At 65.6% G+C, this 15,882-nt stretch carries 20 protein-coding genes; 8 read left to right on the forward strand and 12 right to left on the reverse strand.

Features of this window, described 5'->3' with window-relative positions; translation table 11 throughout:
- The first annotated feature begins 18 nt into the window (after positions 1–18).
- Complete coding sequence (locus tag DI272_RS31395) at positions 19–378, forward strand: VOC family protein (RefSeq protein WP_109498549.1); 360 nt, start codon at positions 19–21, stop codon at positions 376–378.
- Here the strand turns inward: DI272_RS31395 and DI272_RS31400 are convergent.
- From DI272_RS31400 to DI272_RS31410, 3 genes are read right to left on the reverse strand one after another with little or no spacing between them, the layout of a single operon-like run.
- A complete protein-coding gene (locus tag DI272_RS31400) occupies positions 375–1,076 on the reverse strand; it encodes a hypothetical protein (RefSeq protein WP_109498550.1) in 702 nt (233 codons plus the stop codon). The two genes, DI272_RS31395 and DI272_RS31400, sit on opposite strands and share 4 nt — an antisense overlap.
- An 11-nt stretch (positions 1,077–1,087) precedes the next feature.
- Positions 1,088–1,390, reverse strand: coding sequence for a hypothetical protein (locus DI272_RS31405; protein WP_109498551.1), 303 nt, complete (start codon positions 1,388–1,390; stop codon positions 1,088–1,090).
- Between the two features lie 46 nt (positions 1,391–1,436).
- Complete coding sequence (locus tag DI272_RS31410) at positions 1,437–1,988, reverse strand: hypothetical protein (protein ID WP_109498552.1); 552 nt, start codon at positions 1,986–1,988, stop codon at positions 1,437–1,439.
- A gap of 110 nt (positions 1,989–2,098) precedes the next feature.
- On the opposite strand from DI272_RS31410, the gene DI272_RS45655 reads away from it, so the two are divergent.
- Together DI272_RS45655 and DI272_RS45660 are read left to right on the forward strand one after the other, a co-directional pair.
- Positions 2,099–2,236, forward strand: coding sequence for a hypothetical protein (locus tag DI272_RS45655; RefSeq protein ID WP_181387375.1), 138 nt, complete (start codon positions 2,099–2,101; stop codon positions 2,234–2,236).
- Between the two features lie 85 nt (positions 2,237–2,321).
- On the forward strand, positions 2,322–2,570 hold the full coding sequence (locus tag DI272_RS45660; protein ID WP_258314741.1) for an alpha/beta fold hydrolase: 249 nt from the start codon (positions 2,322–2,324) through the stop codon (positions 2,568–2,570).
- Here DI272_RS45660 and DI272_RS31420 read toward each other — a convergent pair.
- The 3 genes from DI272_RS31420 to DI272_RS31430 all read right to left on the reverse strand — a co-directional run bounded on the left by DI272_RS31420 (position 2,561) and on the right by DI272_RS31430 (position 4,200).
- Positions 2,561–3,058, reverse strand: a complete 498-nt coding sequence (locus DI272_RS31420) for a peptidylprolyl isomerase (RefSeq protein WP_109498554.1) — start codon at positions 3,056–3,058, stop codon at positions 2,561–2,563. The two genes, DI272_RS45660 and DI272_RS31420, sit on opposite strands and share 10 nt — an antisense overlap.
- 92 nt (positions 3,059–3,150) lie before the next feature.
- Positions 3,151–3,354, reverse strand: a complete 204-nt coding sequence (locus DI272_RS31425; RefSeq protein ID WP_109498555.1) for a DUF397 domain-containing protein — start codon at positions 3,352–3,354, stop codon at positions 3,151–3,153.
- Positions 3,355–4,200, reverse strand: a complete 846-nt coding sequence (locus DI272_RS31430; protein ID WP_109498556.1) for a helix-turn-helix transcriptional regulator — start codon at positions 4,198–4,200, stop codon at positions 3,355–3,357.
- A 219-nt stretch (positions 4,201–4,419) separates the two neighbouring features.
- On the opposite strand from DI272_RS31430, the gene DI272_RS31435 reads away from it, so the two are divergent.
- Entirely contained in the window at positions 4,420–5,052 is a 633-nt protein-coding gene (locus tag DI272_RS31435; RefSeq protein ID WP_109498557.1) for an ATP-binding protein, read from the forward strand.
- Here DI272_RS31435 and DI272_RS31440 read toward each other — a convergent pair.
- A complete protein-coding gene (locus DI272_RS31440; protein WP_109501149.1) occupies positions 5,049–5,798 on the reverse strand; it encodes an HNH endonuclease in 750 nt (249 codons plus the stop codon). The genes DI272_RS31435 and DI272_RS31440 overlap by 4 nt on opposite strands.
- Before the next feature lie 161 nt (positions 5,799–5,959).
- Here DI272_RS31440 and DI272_RS31445 point away from each other — a divergent pair, with 161 nt between their 5' ends.
- A complete protein-coding gene (locus DI272_RS31445; protein ID WP_109498558.1) occupies positions 5,960–7,126 on the forward strand; it encodes a DNA cytosine methyltransferase in 1,167 nt (388 codons plus the stop codon).
- Here DI272_RS31445 and DI272_RS31450 read toward each other — a convergent pair whose 3' ends face one another.
- Positions 7,127–7,594, reverse strand: coding sequence for a very short patch repair endonuclease (locus tag DI272_RS31450; protein WP_258314742.1), 468 nt, complete (start codon positions 7,592–7,594; stop codon positions 7,127–7,129).
- A 281-nt stretch (positions 7,595–7,875) separates the two neighbouring features.
- On the opposite strand from DI272_RS31450, the gene DI272_RS31455 reads away from it, so the two are divergent.
- Positions 7,876–8,739, forward strand: a complete 864-nt coding sequence (locus tag DI272_RS31455) for an NgoMIV family type II restriction endonuclease (protein ID WP_109498560.1) — start codon at positions 7,876–7,878, stop codon at positions 8,737–8,739.
- 94 nt (positions 8,740–8,833) lie between these two features.
- Here DI272_RS31455 and DI272_RS44280 read toward each other — a convergent pair whose 3' ends face one another.
- Together DI272_RS44280 and DI272_RS31460 are read right to left on the reverse strand one after the other, a co-directional pair.
- Positions 8,834–9,325 (reverse strand): HEPN domain-containing protein, encoded by a 492-nt coding sequence (locus tag DI272_RS44280; RefSeq protein ID WP_146238409.1) that lies wholly within the window; start codon positions 9,323–9,325, stop codon positions 8,834–8,836.
- A complete protein-coding gene (locus DI272_RS31460) occupies positions 9,326–10,516 on the reverse strand; it encodes a DUF262 domain-containing protein (RefSeq protein ID WP_109498561.1) in 1,191 nt (396 codons plus the stop codon). It abuts the gene before it with no gap.
- Between the two features lie 739 nt (positions 10,517–11,255).
- Between DI272_RS31460 and DI272_RS31465 the strand changes: the two genes are divergently transcribed.
- Positions 11,256–11,876 (forward strand): TOPRIM nucleotidyl transferase/hydrolase domain-containing protein, encoded by a 621-nt coding sequence (locus tag DI272_RS31465; RefSeq protein WP_109498562.1) that lies wholly within the window; start codon positions 11,256–11,258, stop codon positions 11,874–11,876.
- 231 nt (positions 11,877–12,107) lie between these two features.
- Here the strand turns inward: DI272_RS31465 and DI272_RS31470 are convergent, their stop codons facing one another.
- Together DI272_RS31470 and DI272_RS31475 are read right to left on the reverse strand one after the other, a co-directional pair.
- Positions 12,108–13,145 (reverse strand): SEC-C domain-containing protein, encoded by a 1,038-nt coding sequence (locus tag DI272_RS31470; RefSeq protein ID WP_109498563.1) that lies wholly within the window; start codon positions 13,143–13,145, stop codon positions 12,108–12,110.
- Between the two features lie 95 nt (positions 13,146–13,240).
- Positions 13,241–14,713 (reverse strand): beta-1,6-galactanase, encoded by a 1,473-nt coding sequence (locus DI272_RS31475; RefSeq protein ID WP_109498564.1) that lies wholly within the window; start codon positions 14,711–14,713, stop codon positions 13,241–13,243.
- A gap of 378 nt (positions 14,714–15,091) precedes the next feature.
- Between DI272_RS31475 and DI272_RS31480 the strand changes: the two genes are divergently transcribed.
- On the forward strand, positions 15,092–15,856 hold the full coding sequence (locus DI272_RS31480) for a class E sortase (RefSeq protein WP_109498565.1): 765 nt from the start codon (positions 15,092–15,094) through the stop codon (positions 15,854–15,856).
- Positions 15,857–15,882 lie beyond the last annotated feature (26 nt).

Raw genomic sequence — 15,882 nt, forward strand, 5'->3', positions numbered from 1 at the left:
CTGTGAGGAGCCGCTCCCATGACCGTCCGCCGGATCATGCCCGACTTCCAGGTCGAGTCGGAGAACGAGATGAGAGCCAGCCGCGACTTCTACGGCCTCCTGGGCTTCCGGGAAGCCATGGACATGGGCTGGATCGTCACCCTCGCCTCCCCCGCCAACCCCACCGCCCAGATCAGCTTCTTCACCGAGGAACGCACCGCCCCCGTCGTCCCCGACCTGAGCGTGGAGGTCGAGGACGTGGACGCGGTCTACGCCCAGGTGGTGGCGTCGGGTGCGGAGGTCGTACGGGAGCTGCGGGACGAGGAGTGGGGCGTACGACGCTTCTTCGTCCGAGACCCGAACGGCAAGGTCGTGAACGTGCTGACGCACCGAAGCTAGCCCTCCGGGGAGCCCGCCTCGGCGCCTTCCCGGGGCACGGGCTCCCAGTCCGGGCAGTACTCGACATGCACCAGCGGCACCGACCGGTCCAACAGCCCTGACGTGGGATGCAGTTCGGCACACGCATGCCCGCCCGCACTCCGCCACCGCCGGTCCCGGCCGGGGCCGGTGCCGGCGAGGTCGAGGAAGTCCGCGGCGGCGTCGGCGAAGGGCAGAGCACTCCCGCTGAGTACGAGGGTGTCGGCGGCGGTGGTGAGACGGAGCCGGTCGCGGAACTCGGCGTGATGGGTGCCGGGCACGGCCCGGTCGCGGCGCGAGGGGAAATCGTCCCGCCGGAACTCGACGGTGTGCGGACTCCCGGCCCTCCCCGCCCGCCCCCGCACCTCCTTCCACCGGGACGCCGGGAACTGCAGGGAGTGATGCAGCAGAAGCAGATCGCGGGCGAGGTGCCGCTCCGGCAGCACGGCACCGGCAGGCCGCTCAGCGCGCCGCCGCAGCGGCAGATGAACGAGCGACCGGGGCGACCGGGCGGCCAGCAGCCAGGCCGCGGCCAGCTCGGCGGCGGCACCCCGGTCGACCCACAGGTTCAGCCAGTGCCCACTGTCGTAGCAGAGCGCGCGGTGCAGCCCGCCGACGCGCAGCACCCGGTACTCGACGGACCCCAGCCGCACCCGGTGCTCGGTGACACCGAGTCGCACCCCCTGTCCTCTCAGCCCTGCCGGTCGGCCACCGCCCAGGAGGCGAGCGCGACGGCCCCCGCCATCCCGAACACGGCGGGCCAGGCGCCCACCTTCTTGGCCAGCGGATGCGCCCCCGCGAACGCGGCGACGTACGCGGCCGTCAGCGCGCCCGCGGCCTTCCCGCCGGCCTGCTGCCGCCACCGCGTCGCCGCCGCGGCCCCGGCCACGGCCAGCACGGCACCGCCGAGCTGCCGCTTCTTGGTCCAACGGGCCACGCCGTACCCTCCGACGAGCCCACTCGCCGCGACGACCGCGCTGGGAACCTTGGCCATGCCTGCCTCCTGGATCACGTTCGATATGTCCCGAGGCTAGCCCCCGCTACGAACGCCCTTCCGCCCGGGGCGGCAGCCCGCCGGCGGCCCCTCTCCGCGCCCGCAGCTCGCTGACGTACCCCGAACCGATGGCGCAGGCCACCCCGCCGAGCCCGAACCCCGCGACACCGGCATTGACGTACCAGGGCACGTCCCCGTTGTCGTAACTCCCGCCGTCACTGGTCTCACAGACGAAGCCGAGCGGTAGGTACGACACCGAGTAGCCGACGATCTCGACACCCCGCTGATGCCGCTCCCACCAGCCCGCCGTACGACAGGACTGCGGCGGCGCCGAATCCGTACCGCCGTCCTGGGCGGTCATGAGGGCCCCGACGACGATGAGCAGCCCCCACGCGCAGAGCGCCGCCGCCACGGCACCGGACAGCGCGCCGAGACCGCGCAGGAGGGTGGGCAGATCTGAACGCCGATCTGAATGCAGATCTGAGCGCGGATCGGAGCGCCGCACGCCTCGGTCGGCGAGGCGTCCGAACCCGTACCCGGCGAGGGCGATGGCGAGGACCGCGGTGACGAGGACGAACAGCAGACTGAGCAGTGCCATCGAGCCCCCCGGGTGTGATCGACTGCCGAACGAGTCCAACAGCCGGCCGCGCTGTACGGCAGTGGCGGAGCCCACAGTTCCGGCAACAGGACGGCTACAGAGGGGGCGCCGTGGGTGAGGTGACGATGTCCATGCCGGACGGCACGAGCATCGCGTACCGGGACCAGTTCCCGCTCTCTCCGGAGCCGGCGGGCACGATCCTCCTCCAGCACGGCCTCGCCGGTCACCTGGGGGAGTGGGCGCCCTGACACCGGGCCTCCTAGCCGCCGGCTTCTGTGTGGTGTCGCGTACGACGCGCGGGGCCACGGCCCGAGCACCCGCCGCCCGCCCACGGTGAGCAGGGCGGCGCACGTCGAGGAGGCGCGGACGTTGATCGCGGAGCGCGGGCTGACCCGCGTGACCGTGCTGGGCCAGTCCATGGGCGGTCACACGGCGATGCTGCCGGCGTCGGTGGAGGAGTCACCCACGAGCACGCGTGAGCGAGGCGCCCGGTTTTCCCAGGGGTCGGCTCACGGCGACGGCCGGCGCGATGGCTCACGCGCCGGCCGTTCGCTGGTTCGGTGGGGCAGGTGTCAGAGCTGACCGGACGCGGAGATGGTGATCTTCGCCGAGGTCGTGCCGCTGCGCGAACCGAGCGCCTCGATCTTCTTGACGAGCTTCATGCTGTCCTCGTCGGCGACCTCGCCGAACACCACGTGCTTGCCGTCCAGCCAGTCCGTCACGATGGTCGTGATGAAGAACTGCGAGCCGTTGGTGTTCGGGCCCGCGTTGGCCATGGACAGCAGGCCCGGCCGGTCGTGCTTGAGGGTGAAGTTCTCGTCGGCGAACTTCTCACCGTAGATGCTCTTGCCGCCGGTGCCGTTGCCCCGGGTGAAGTCACCGCCCTGGAGCATGAAGGCGGGGATGACGCGGTGGAAGGACGACCCGGCGTAGCCGAAGCCCTTCTCGCCGGTGGCGAGCGCACGGAAGTTCTCGGCCGTCTTCGGGACGACGTCGTCGAAGAGGTTGAAGTTGATACGGCCGGCGGGCTCGCCGTTGATGGTGATGTCGAAGTAGACCTTGGTTGTCATGGGTCTATCCTGCACCCTCGGCTTTGAGCTGCCACATTCGTGTCGGCAGAGGCCTGATGGCAGGGGGGACGCCCCAAGTCTGAGCTGGTGAATCAGCACGTGCACCGGGTGGCTGCCAGGAAGCTGGCCCATGCTCGCGCCGAGACCGCGAGGTGTGGTGACGCGGGCCGCTTGGAATCGCGGACCAGCACACCGGAGGGTATGAACGCGGCTTCCAGGCATTCCGTTGCGTTACCGCCGCTGTATGACGACTTGAACCAGGCATGCTCGGCGGCGGGCCGAGGGAGTGCTGACATTCACAGCTCCTTGAGGGCGCGATGGATCATGGCGGATGAGGCTTCCATGTCCAACGCTTGTGCGCGGAGATACTCGAACGCAAGTCTGTAGCGCTCCAGTTCCTCGTCCTTCTCCAGGAGCAGGGAGCCGGTGTGGAAGTCGACGTAGACCACGTCCAGGCCCGGATCGGCACCACCGATGATGACGAAGCTTCCCAGAGCCGCGGCGTGGGCCCCTTTGGCGAAGGGCAGCACCTGAAGTGTGATGTGCGGCGACTCATTGGCCTCAAGGAGCCTGCCGAGCTGCTCTTTCATGATCTCGGCTGACCCGACGACGCGACGGATCACAGACTCGTCGAGGATCGCCCAGAGACGCAGGGGCTTCGACCGATTGAGGATCTCCTGCCGCTTCATGCGGATGTCGACCAGCCGCTCGATCTCGGCCGGTTCCAGCGGAACCTCGTTGGCTCGCTGAAGTGCCGTGCTGTACGCGCGAGTCTGCAGGAGCCCGGGGACGTAGACGCATGCGAAGTGGTTCTCGCCAACGGCTTCGTCCTCCAGCGTGAGCATCAGATTCATGCTCTCCGGAATGGAGTCGGCGAAGGAGCTCCACCAGCCTTGCTGCTTGGCGTCCTTGGCGAGAGCGACAACGGACGTGCGCTCGGCCTCAGTTGCCCCGTACTCCCGGCACAGCGCATCGACGACGATCCACTTGACGGGCCCAGCCTGCGTCTCGTACCTGCTGACCGTTGCCTTGGATACGCCGACGAGCTTCCCGGCCTCCTCCAGAGTCAGGCCCTTGCGGGCACGCAACTTCCGCATCATCGCGCCAAGTTGGCGGCGTCGGGTGGTGGTTCGCTCGGCCATGCGGCTCCTTCGCCATACGCCGGGCGGGCAGGCCCGGAGATCCCCATCAGGCTAGGCAGCGAGCCTGCCGACCGACCATCAGATTCACCCGATGGATTCTCGTGAGAAGTTACACAGAGAGATTTCTCTGTGCCATGCTCTTTTCGTCAACAGCTACGCAGCGCAGCCGTACGGATACGGCGAGTTCGGGATGTGCGTGGCTGGGAGGGAGCAGTGGCCATGCCTGGATACGAAGTTCACGAGACCCGACTGCGCTGTGTCCTGCCGTTCGAGGCGGTACCCGGAGAACTGCGTCTGCTGAGGAGAGCGGCGGTCAGGCAGCTGAGCCGATGGGGTATGCCGACTGCGGCCGAGGAGGCGGAGCTGCTCGTCACCGAGCTGGCGACGAACGTCATCAAGCACGTCGGCGAAGGTGCAACGGCGACATTGATCCTCGAATGGTGCGGTGAGGTGCTGAGGCTCGAAGTCCACGACAAGAGCCGGGCGGCGCCGACGCTCAAGTCTGCGGGGTGTGACGAGGAGTGCGGGCGGGGGCTGCATCTGCTGGCGGCGCTAGCTGTGGACTGGGGCACCGTCATCACTGCCGCAGGCAAAGCGGTGTGGTGCGAGATCCCGAGTGGGGCGGGACGTGTCTGTCGCCGGGTAGAGCGGGCTGCTGGGGCGCTGGAGCATTATCAGGCGGCCAGTGGCGCCACGGGGCTGCGGGATGGCGGACTTGAGGCCGGCCTAGAGGAGTCAGCAGTCGAGCTGATTGCGGACTTGCTTCACTGGACCGCGGCCCGCGGCCATGATCCGGACGACATGCTCGACCGCGCTCAGATGCACTACGAGGCCGAAGCGGAGGCTGCCTAGTGGCCGACGGCCTGAGCGGACTTCCGCATCTGCTCCCGAAGAGCGTCCGGAGTGCGCCAGGATTCTCCGGGACGGCTCCTGTGACACATGCGGTGGCAGTTGGCGCACACGCATGCGAGGTCGTCGAGCTTGGTCTCCCGGGTGCCGGAGACGTAAAGGGGAGTGACGTGATGCACTTCGATGTAGCCCTCGCCCAGATCTCCGTAGGCGTGGGCGAAATCGAAGCCGCAGATCTCGCACCGCAGGGGCTGTCCAGAGCGCTGAACTTGCTTGATCTTGAGCGAGCGCAGTTTCGGGTCCCGCTCACGCGCCAGGGCCCGGCGGACGAGAAGGCGTCCTTCGATCGCGGTCGCGCCGTTCTCGTCCACTTCGTCCGGCTGCCGGGCGATGCGATGCAACTCACCCGAAGCGATGCCTTCCTCAAGGGCCTCGGCGGCTTCGAGCATCTCGGCCTCACGGGCCGTGAACGCTTCGATCATGAGCAGTGTGGGCTTGCCGCAGCGTGTGGCTTTGCCCGGATAGAGCTTGTGGTTGGTCATGAAGTCCGTGGTCTTGCGGCTGACGCTGTCAGGAGACCGAAAGCCGGGGAGGGCAAGCTCTTCCGGGCTGTGAATCGGAAGCGAGCGCAGCAACTCCGACAGCTCCCGGACCTCCCGGTGGTTGGTCCGCAGCTCGCGCCAGCCGTTCTTCACAACGAGCGCCCCGGCCAGCACGAGCTCATCCTCGGTCCACGCAGGTATCCGCATGAGCAATATCGTATGAGTGTTCGGCGTGGCGGAGGGTGCGTTCAGCGAACCGCGAGGCGTACTGCAAACTTGGTGAGGTCTCGTTGTCAGTGGGGTCTGTCACCCTCAGTGATGGTGGATTGCAAGATGTGTCTGCCGTTGTACGGCTGCTAGGAGGGGACATGACCCACGCGAAGGAACCAGAGGGCGTTGCCGCCGAAGTGCGGAAGCCCCAGTTCACGTCGATTGAGATCTGCGCGGGTGCTGGCGGTCAGGCCATCGGTCTGCATCAGGCTGGCTTCGGGCACCTGGCCCTGGTTGAGATCGACAAGTACGCCGCGACCACATTGCGCGAGAACATCGAGGTGCACCCGAAGTGGGACTGGGAGCGTGACAACTGCGACGTCCTCTGCCAGGACGTGCTGGAGTTTGAGCCCGAGCGTGACCTGAAGAAGAGCGCAGGCCTCTATCGCCAAGGTGACGTAGACCTGCTGGCCGGCGGCGTGCCCTGCCCGCCGTTCTCCCACGCTGGCAAGCAGCTAGGGGAGGACGACGAGCGTGATCTCTTCCCGCGCATCCTGGCCCTGGCCGAACTGGTCCGTCCCCGAGCCGTGATGATCGAAAACGTTCGCGGTCTCATGGATGCCAAGTTTGACGACTACAGGTCAAGGATTCAGGCCCAGCTTGAGGAGATGGAACCGAGCGCTGACGGGCTGCCTGGCTACAAGGTTGTGGGCTGGAATGTGTATGAGGCGGAGAAGTTCGGCGTGCCGCAGCTCCGGCCTCGGTCCATCCTCGTGGCCTTTCGAAGGGACGTCCTCAAGGACCTGAAGTACGAAGCTCCCGCGCCGAGCGCCGAGCGAGTTACGGTCTACGAGGCACTCAAGGACACGATGAAGGAGCGCATCAAGCCCTTCAAGGGTGGGTCCCGGGCTGCTGATGCGCAGCGGGTGTTTGACACCTGGAAGAAAGAAGCCAACAAGGACGTGGCTCCCACGCTTGTGGGCGGGTCCAAGAAGCACGGGGGCGCCGATCTCGGTCCGAGCCGGGCCAAGAAGGCGTGGCGAGCGCTGGGAGTCTCGGGCATGGGCGTGGCTAACGCGCCCGTAAACGGGCAGCCGACCGGTACCGAGAACAGGGACCTGTTTGGGGCTGATGGGCCGATGCTTACGGTGCGACAGGCCGCAATCATCCAGGGGTTCCCGGAGAATTGGGAGTTCACGGGGGGCAAGACTGCCCAGTACCGGCAGGTCGGCAACGCGTTTCCGCCTCCGGTAGCGCGGGCCATCGGCGAATCGATCATCGAGGTGCTCAAGGCGGCGCGGGAACGCGATCAGGCAAAGAGCTGATCAGCCTTCACGCTTTGCCTTCCGGGCAGTGCTGCGACGCTTCTCGACCTCTTCCGCGATGCGCGCAGCGCAGTCCTCCGAGGGCTCGTGCTCCCAGAACCGAAGCACCGTCCAGCCTGCCTCTTCGAGGCGTTGGTCGGTGTCCCGGTCCCGAGCCATGTTCCTGGCTACCTTGTCGGACCAGTAGCCCGGGTTGGTCTTCGGGGGCACGTAGTGCTCGGGGCAGCCGTGCCAGTAGCAGCCGTCGATGAAGACGGCCACCTTCGCTGGACCGAAGACCATGTCTGCGGTCCGGCGAAGGCCCGGAAGCGGTTTGGCGGCGACTCGGTAGCGCAGGCCTTGGGCGTGGACGAGCCTCCGGATAAGCCATTCTGGCTTGGTGTCTCTGTTCCGGATGGCTTGCATGTTGCGTCGACGGGCTGCGGAGGAGGCCCAAGATCCTTGAGGGGGAGTCCAGTTGTCAGACACGACCACTCTCCTCAATGTGGATCAGTAAGCTCTGGGGCGGGATGTGCTGCTACTGCAGGTGTGTTGACGGGCACCCTATGCCAATGTCACGTCGTGGTGCGGAGATCAGACTGGATCGTGGTACCTCAGCACGACGGTTCGACTCAAGGGATTCGATCCTGTTAGCAGGCCAACAGAGAGGCGGGCAGGTTTCTTTTCTTCGCAGACCGGTTCCTGTGAGAAGAATGATCGCAATCGCCTGTCTGCAGAGCAGCCCGATGTTCTAGCGAGAGGTTTTCTACATGGCAGCCGCGCTTACTGAAGCCAGAATTGAATTCCACAAGAATCTTGTCGACAGGCATACTCTTTCCTTGTCACCGGGTAATGTTGCATCTAATGCCGACAGTAGTCAAAAGACGAGCGTTGGCATCGCCTTGCGCATTGCCAAGGAACTTTCTGCGCAGGTCATTCCGGAGAAGATCAAGGGGCAACGAGCTGGAAAACAATTCGAGGAAGCTGTTGAGATCTTTTTGCGAGAGACCTTCCCTCTGTTTCATTCTCTTCGACCAGGAAGCTGGAGCATTGAGAACGTCGGCGGATCGCGCGCAGAGTATCAAATCTCGAAGTACGAGCCCTATGCGCATCTCGCCGCTCTTGCGAATGCAATTGAGAACGATCGCACGTTGGCTTCGGTGCTTGGTAACTCCTATGAGATCAGCCCAGACGTCTTGATACTACGATCTCCCGAGCCGGATGAGGTCATCAACCGCGATCAGGAGCTTGTGGATGAAGATTTCGGCAAGTATTCCGTGGTTAGGATGGCTAACCAGGATCGGCCTATCGTTCACGCCATAGTTTCGTGCAAGTGGACTCTTCGTAGCGATCGTGCCCAAAACGCGCGCTCGGAGGCCCTTAACGTAATCCGGAACCGGAAGGGGCGAACTCCTCACATCGCAGTGGTCACCGGAGAACCCTCGCCTTCCCGGCTGGCTTCGTTGGCGCTCGGAACTGGCGATATTGATACCGTCTATCACTTTGCTCTTCCAGAGCTGATTAGGGCAGTTGACAGCGTGCAAAATGACGAAGCCGTGAGTATGCTTCATACGCTACTTGAGGGGAAGCGCCTCAGAGATATTAGCGATTTGCCCCTCGATCTGGCCGTGTAGTCGAGATTGTGACCAAATCGCTGTAGCTGCATGATCTATCGGTTTGCCCTGGCGGCGTGATCGCCAGGGTGGCCGCGCCGCAACCCGGAAATTATCAATCGATTAAGCGCTCAATAACCCAGGAGTGCAGTCCGTCCACTAGAGTTTTGTAGGAGCTGACGTTAGCCAGACTTCCAGCATAGCTCCTTCCGTGGGCAGTATCGTTTCTGATCTTTATTAGCGTTCCAAGGGAAGTCCTGTTATTTTCCAGATCTAGGAACTCTTTTAGTTCCGCCCCCCACTTCTCTCCGAACCTGTCTACGAGCTTTTCTAGGGCGCCTGGGCTTAGATTAGGCGCATTCTTGAACCAGGATAGTGCGAAGTCTCGGGCTGCTCCGCTTGCGGAATCCGATATGTAAGCACTAATTGCTTGATGCAGCAGCTGCTCCAGATATCCGGAAAGTCGCACGCATATATAGAGATGCAAGTCCTGTTGTACCGCAATTGGGACCTCTAAGATCGACTCTTTGTACCTTTTATAGGTGGCGTCAAGTGATGACTTCATTCTGTGGATTTCAACACGCGCTTCACGTCTGCTGGTAGCCATTCAGTGCCCCGCGAAAGCACTGAGGGACGCAGCTAGCCGGTTAGCAACCGCTGTCCTGTGAGAGGTGCTCTTTTGGGTGCTGCTCAGATAGTCTTCGTTGCGCTCGAGTTTCTCCAGTCCTTCCATGACTTTGGCGGCGTCTATGGAAGGGTTATCCCGGATGGCGAGAGTCAGTCCGGCAAGAATAGAGTCGGCTCTTGCTGCATTGATTACCCTATTTCGCCGTAGCGCGTCCTTCCCAGCTGCCTCTACGAGAAGCTTGCAGGCACTTGCGAACTCTCCCTTCTCCTGCTCTTGCTCTTCATCGGGCATCACCTCGTGACCGCTAAGGTATGCGGACATGAAGCTGGCCATTGGGGGAGTGAATTTCTTGGAGCCGACTGCCTTGCCTTCTTCTCTCATCTTTTCGGCAACTGACTTCAATGAAAGATAGCGGAGGATAAGCTCCTGATCCCGCAGATCTCGATGCCGAGGACCGAAGAGGAGGCGCCAGTTAGCATCGCGATTCATGCTGCGAATTAGTTTTGTTGCGTGACCGGGAAAGATTGCAACCCGGATTTGCTGCTCTTTGAGCTGTGTGCCGCCGCTATTGATGCGCTCGAAGAGCGTATAGATGGCGAGCTTTCCTGATTCTCCAACCGGCAGCGTGACGGTAGCCTGGATCAGTGCATTGTTGAGAACACGCCTGTCTGCTGGTTCCAGGGTTTCGTAGCTCTTGCCCTTAAATGGCTCGGCAGCGTACTCCAGAGTGAACGGGCGCGTCCCGCCGTCAGGCTTATCGACTTCGCCCTTATAGAAGGCCTGCAATGTAGTCAATCTCTGCTGCCCGTCAAGAACGAGATATTGGCGGTTCCTTAGCTCGACCAGAAATATTCCGGGCACCGGATAGCCAAGTAGGATAGATTCGATGAATCTATCCATCTGTCGCTTTCCCCAAACAAAAGCACGCTGGAATCCAGAGTATCCTGTACCTTTGTTATCGGGTTCCTCGGGGTCAAACCTCGGAACAATGAGTTCCTTGCGGTCGAATCGCCTGACTAGCCCTTCAACGTCGAAGTCGACACCGAAGTAGCGAAGGGATTCTTCGGCGGATGGTGGGCCCAGTTCTACTTCGTCTTCGTCTTCCTCGGGATCAAATACCTCAGTCTCTTCTGCTTCTGTGGCAGTAATAGGAGATCCATCGGGCTGCATAATTCCTCCTTCTTGGTGGCGACACGTAAGGCGAGAGCGCTTCGCGCTCACGGAAGTCTATGCCTGTCCGTGGGCTTCCGGAGTCGCTTCTTGGACAGTTGTGCGACAACTTGCGTTTGTTCAGATTTCGGCATCGAGCCAACCCTGGCTTCGTGGACCAGATCGGACATCTTGCATGGATTGGTCCGACCCTCGATGGGTAACGAGGCATAGCAGTATCGACGGACTGTGGACCAGCAGTACTCAGGTTGAATCGGTGATGTCCGGTGTCTCGATCAGGCCCTGAAGGTCCAGGCCGGTGGTCGGAGACGTCGTACCGCAGGGATCACGACCCGTCACCACAGCCCGGACATCACCGATTCAACCTGAGTAACTACCGACGCGCTGATGTTCTTCGCCAGCAGGAGAGGGTCCCCTGCCCCTTGTCAAGTACCGTGGGGCCGCCCGCTTCTCGGTCAGTGTCGTGCTGGAGCGGCCCGCCTCAAGGGCGCTTCGCGTCGCCTTCGGCGATGGCCCTGCGGGCCACCCTTGACCCGGGCCGCTCCAGCACGGGGGAGAAGCGAGCGGGCGGCCTGGGAAAGCGGGTGGCCGGGGTCAGTTGGCGAGTGCTGTCGGCTGGGGGGTGGGCCGGGGCCGGGCGGGCGCGGGCGCGTCTCGCCTGCACGCCGGGTCGGCTCGGCGGCTTGCGGGCGGGGGAAATTCTCTCGCTCTGCGGCCGGGGGTGGCTGAGACTCGTTTCATGGCTGACATGGAGGCGTTCCGGGACGCGGTCGCGGTGTGGGTGGCGGGTGGTGGCGACGGCGGTCGGGCGGCTGAGCTTGCCGCGTTGTTGCCTGTCCGGGTCGTCGTGCTGCTTGAAGGGCTCAGTGACGTCGCCGCCGTCAATGCGCTGGCGGAGAGACGGGGACGGGATCTGGAGGCCGAGGGGGTCTGTGTCCTGTCCATGGGCGGGGCCATGAATGTGGGGCGCTTCGCCCGGCTTCTTGGGCCGTCCGGGCTCGGGCTTCGGCTTGCGGGGCTGTGTGATGAGCGGGAGCAGCCCTATTACGTCCGTGGCTTTGAGCGGGCCGGGGCGGCGGAGCACGGATTCTTCGTCTGCGCGGTCGATCTCGAGGACGAGCTCATCCGGGCGCTCGGTGTGACGCGGGTGGAGGAACTCGTCCGGGGGGAGGGTGAGCTGCGGGCCCTGGAGATCTTCCTGCGTCAGCCCGCGCAGCAGGGGCGCGCTCCTCAGCAGCAGTTCAGGCGCTTCCTCGGCACGAAGAAGGGGCGCAAGATCCGCTACGGGCGGGTTCTCGTCGAGGCGCTCGATGCCGATCGGGTTCCCGCGCCGCTCGACGGTCTGCTCAACAGTCTTTGACCGGCGGTCTGCTCAACAGTCTTTGACCGGCGGTCTGCTCAACAGTCTCCGACCGGCGGTCTGCTCACGCTCTCTGACCGGCGGTCTGCTCAACAGACTCTGACCGTTGGCCTGCCGGCAGTCTCTGACCGACGGGTGACGACCTCGGCACCTTGGCCTACGCAGGTCGTCACCCGTCACCCGGGCATGTCCGGCATGCTGCGCCGGTTCAGGCGCCCCCCGTGCCGCCCCCTACGCCGCCCCCTCCCCATGGCACTCCCCATACCCCCGCCCCGACCCGCACCAGCAAGCCGCCCCCCGCTGCGGCGGCCAAGCCACCGCTCGTCCGCGGGCCGCCAGTGTCGTCGCGTACTGCGGGAGCAGGGCGCTGTCCGCCGGGGAGGCTCCCTCCGACGCCGCGAACGCCTCGTAGGACGGGACCGTGCCCGTGACGATGCCCAGGTTCGGCGTGCCGGAGGACGCCAGCTCCCGCAGCGAGGCCTCTATCGTCGCCAGGTGCTCCTCGTGGGACGGGTACTCCGCGGAAAGGGCCGGATACGCCGTCACCAGTTCCGTCAGTTCCGCCTTCGGCCAGTGCAGGACCGCCACCGGGAAGGGGCGGGACAGGGCCTCGCGGTAGGTGCCCAGTTCCGCGCGCAGGCGGGAGATCTCCGCGGCCAGTTCCGCCGGGTTGTCCGAGCCCAGGGACCAGACCCGCTTCGGGTCGTGGAGCTCGTCCAGGGTGACCTGGGCGCCGGGGGAGCCGGGGGCGGTGTGGAGGGTGTCGGCCAGTACGTCCCAGTCGTCGTGCGGCGCGCCCAGCATCCGGCGGACCCGGTGGCGGCCGAAGAGGAGGGGGTGGGTGGAGTACGGGGGTTCCGCCACGTCCGTCAGGAGGAGGCGGGCTCCCTCCGTGAACGTCTCCTGGGCCTGCTCCAGCTCGTCGTGGGCCTCCAGGGCCTCCGCCACGATGACCCAGGGGGCCGGGTCCCGGGGGGACGCGGCGCGGACGCCGTCGATGATGGCCCGGGCCTCGGCCTCGTGGCCGTACTCCCAGAGGTTCGAGGCCTTGAGGGCCCGTACCAGGAAGGGCTCCTCCAGGCCGGTCTGCGAGGCCAGCAGGCGGTCGTAGAGCGTGGTCGCCGCGGGGCGGTCGCCGGACAGTTCCAGGTGGGCGGCGGCCTGCAGGAGCAGGGGCTCGGCGTCCTCGGGATACAGGCCGGCGGTTCGCTCCAGGCGTGCCGCTTCGGCGGTGTGGTCGACGTTCTCGGCAGGCGTGTCGGGGCGCATGAGGGACACCGTACTGCCGCACGGTGACGAGGGAGAGATATCTGCAGGCCAGGGCAGCCCACCGGGCAACCCTGGCCCGCCCGTGCCGGCGGCGGCTAGATGGTCACGCCGTCGATCTGGATCGTCTGCACCGCCTTCGCCGCGAAGGGGACGGCCACCGTCTTGCCGCTCAGGAACGTGTTCGTGTAGGACGCGTACTTGTCGCCGCCCGTCGTGACCGTGTTCCAGCGCGGGACCAGGCCGCCCGAGCCGCCCGTCACCGTCGTGAAGCGGGACAGGTCGAAGGTCAGGGTCTGGGCCGAGGCCGAGGTGTTGAGGGCCACGATCACCAGGCGCTTCGCCGTCGCGTCGTAGGCGGCCGTCGCATAGCTCACGCCCGTGTCGAGGATCTTCATCCCCGGGCGGATGTGACGGCTGAACTGAGCCATCACGTAGTACTTCGTCTGGATGGTGGTCGGCTGGAGGGTGCCCGCGTCGTACGCGATCATCGCCCAGCCCGTCGACGGGTCCATGACCTGCCAGTAGACCCAGGCTGTGGGGTGCAGCCAGCGGAAGTCGTAGAGGAGGTTGAAGGCCATGGTGTAGCCGGTGCCGTCGCTGTCGCCCGTCTCCGAGTTCCAGAGCTTCTTGCCGGCCGTCGTGACGACGTCCGTGTAGAGCAGGTCGCGGCGGCCGCCCGAGCCCTGGTAGCCGTGGACGTTGACCTGGTCGACGTAGCCCTTCGTCGTCGAGCTGAAGGAGTTCCAGGTGGTGCGGGCCAGGTCGTAGCTCGTCTCGTCCGAGGACGAGATCTTCACGCCCGTCAGGCCCCGGCTGTTCAACTCGCTGCGCAAGTAGGGGAGTACGGCCGCCTGGACCGTCGCGTCCATGTGGCAGCCCTCCTGTGTGCCGGTGGCCGTCCACCAGGACGACGAGGGCTCGTTGAAGGGGTCCACGGTCGCGAAGTTCACGCCCCAGTTGTTCTTGGCGTACAGGGCGACCGAGGCGAGGTGGGAGGCGTGCTGGCGGTAGTTCCAGGACTGGAGGTTGTTGCCGCCGTCCGAGGCGCCCGAGGGGTTGTGGTTCAGGCACATCCACCACATCGGGGAGTTGGCGAAGAGCTCGGTGGTCGCGCCGCGGGCCACCGCCTTCGTCAGCATCGCGCGCTGGGTGGCGTCCGCGGTCCAGTCCCAGGCGGAGGACGTGGGGGACTCGTTGTTCCAGTCCTGCCAGTAGCCCTCGATCTGCTTGAACGCGGGGATGTTCGGGGACGCGACCATCGACGAGCCGCTCACCGTGTTCCAGCTGCACGCGCCCAGGTTGTAGCGGGCGATGTTCAGGCCGAGTCCCGGCAGTGAAGTGCCGTTGTAGGTGGTGGACTTGGAGGTGAAGAAGATGTCGGCGAAGTCGTCCCGGGCGCCGAACACGTTCGCCCACCAGGCCAGCGAGGTGCCCCAGCCCTCCCAAGTGCCGTACGAGGTGCCGGGGTTGACGGCGATCGTGGCGTCCGCCCGTGCGGTGCCGGTCGCCAGGGCGCTGCCGAGGAGGGTGCCTCCCGCGGCTGTCAGCAGCGTTCTGCGTCGGATCATGGCTGTCTTCTCCGCCTCTCCGTGGGGCCGGCCTCCTGCCCCTGAGCAGGTGTCGGCCTGAAGACGTAGTGGCTCGCGCCTCTCGCCCCCCGCGCGCCATCACGAAGCATCGGGGGTGACGTGTGGGGTTGTCGAGAGGTGTGACAGCGCTTTCTTTCTATCCGGCTTTCTATTTCTCCAACGGTTATGAGAAGGGGTAGGGGTAGTGGGTTCCGGAAGCCCTGGGGGAGCGGTGCCGGGCGGTGTCGCGGTCGGGAGGCAGAGATTGCTCCCGGCCAAGGAGCCGACGGGGCTGGTCACTTGGGGGAGCAGCGCCTATCGTGCGGGCCCGGTGCAGGTCAGGTGGGCGACTGAGCGGGCCAGTGGGCAGGTGGGCGCATGCGCATTCCCGTCGTACGGCACGACACCCGGCGTCGGCGGGCGCGACGGCGGCGTGCGGTGTGGGCCGGGGGTGAACTCCTGGTCACCGTCGGCGTCGTGCTGCTGCTCCTCGTCGCCCATCAGCTGTGGTGGACCAACCGGGAGGCCCGCCGGGGCGCCGAGCGCAAGGTGGAGGCGCTGGAGCGGGAGTGGGGGACCGGTGCGCCGGCCGACCCGACCGGAACGGCACCCGCACCCGAGGACCCGGGCGACCCGCCGGCGGCCCGCACCACCCGGCAGCAGCCCACCGCCCGCCCCGCACCGCCCCGTTGGTCCCAGGCCTACGCCATCCTCACCATCCCCCGCCTCCACCTCCGCGTCCCCGTCGCCGAGGGCGTCGGCAGGCAGGAGGTCCTCGACAAGGGATACGCCGGCCACTACCCCGGCACCCAACAGCCGGGCCAGGCCGGGAACTTCGCGCTCGCGGGGCATCGGAACACGCACGGGGAGCCGTTCCGGTACCTCGACCGGCTGGCCGACGAGGACACCGTCCAGGTGGAGACCCGGACCGCGGTCTACACGTACGCCGTCGACCAGACGCTCGACCGGACCTCGGCTCGCGACTCGGGAGTGATCGGCAGCGTTCCGCGGTCCACGGGCCATCCGAGCCGCGGGTACAGCGAACCCGGCCACTACCTCACCCTCACCACCTGCACTCCGGAGTACACGTCCAGATACCGCCTGGTGGTATGGGCCAAGCTGAGCTCCGTGCGCCCCCGCTGAGCCACCGTTACGCCCGCTGCTCCCGT

It is taken from the genome of Streptomyces sp. Act143 (assembly GCF_003143935.1).
Classification (GTDB): domain Bacteria; phylum Actinomycetota; class Actinomycetes; order Streptomycetales; family Streptomycetaceae; genus Streptomyces.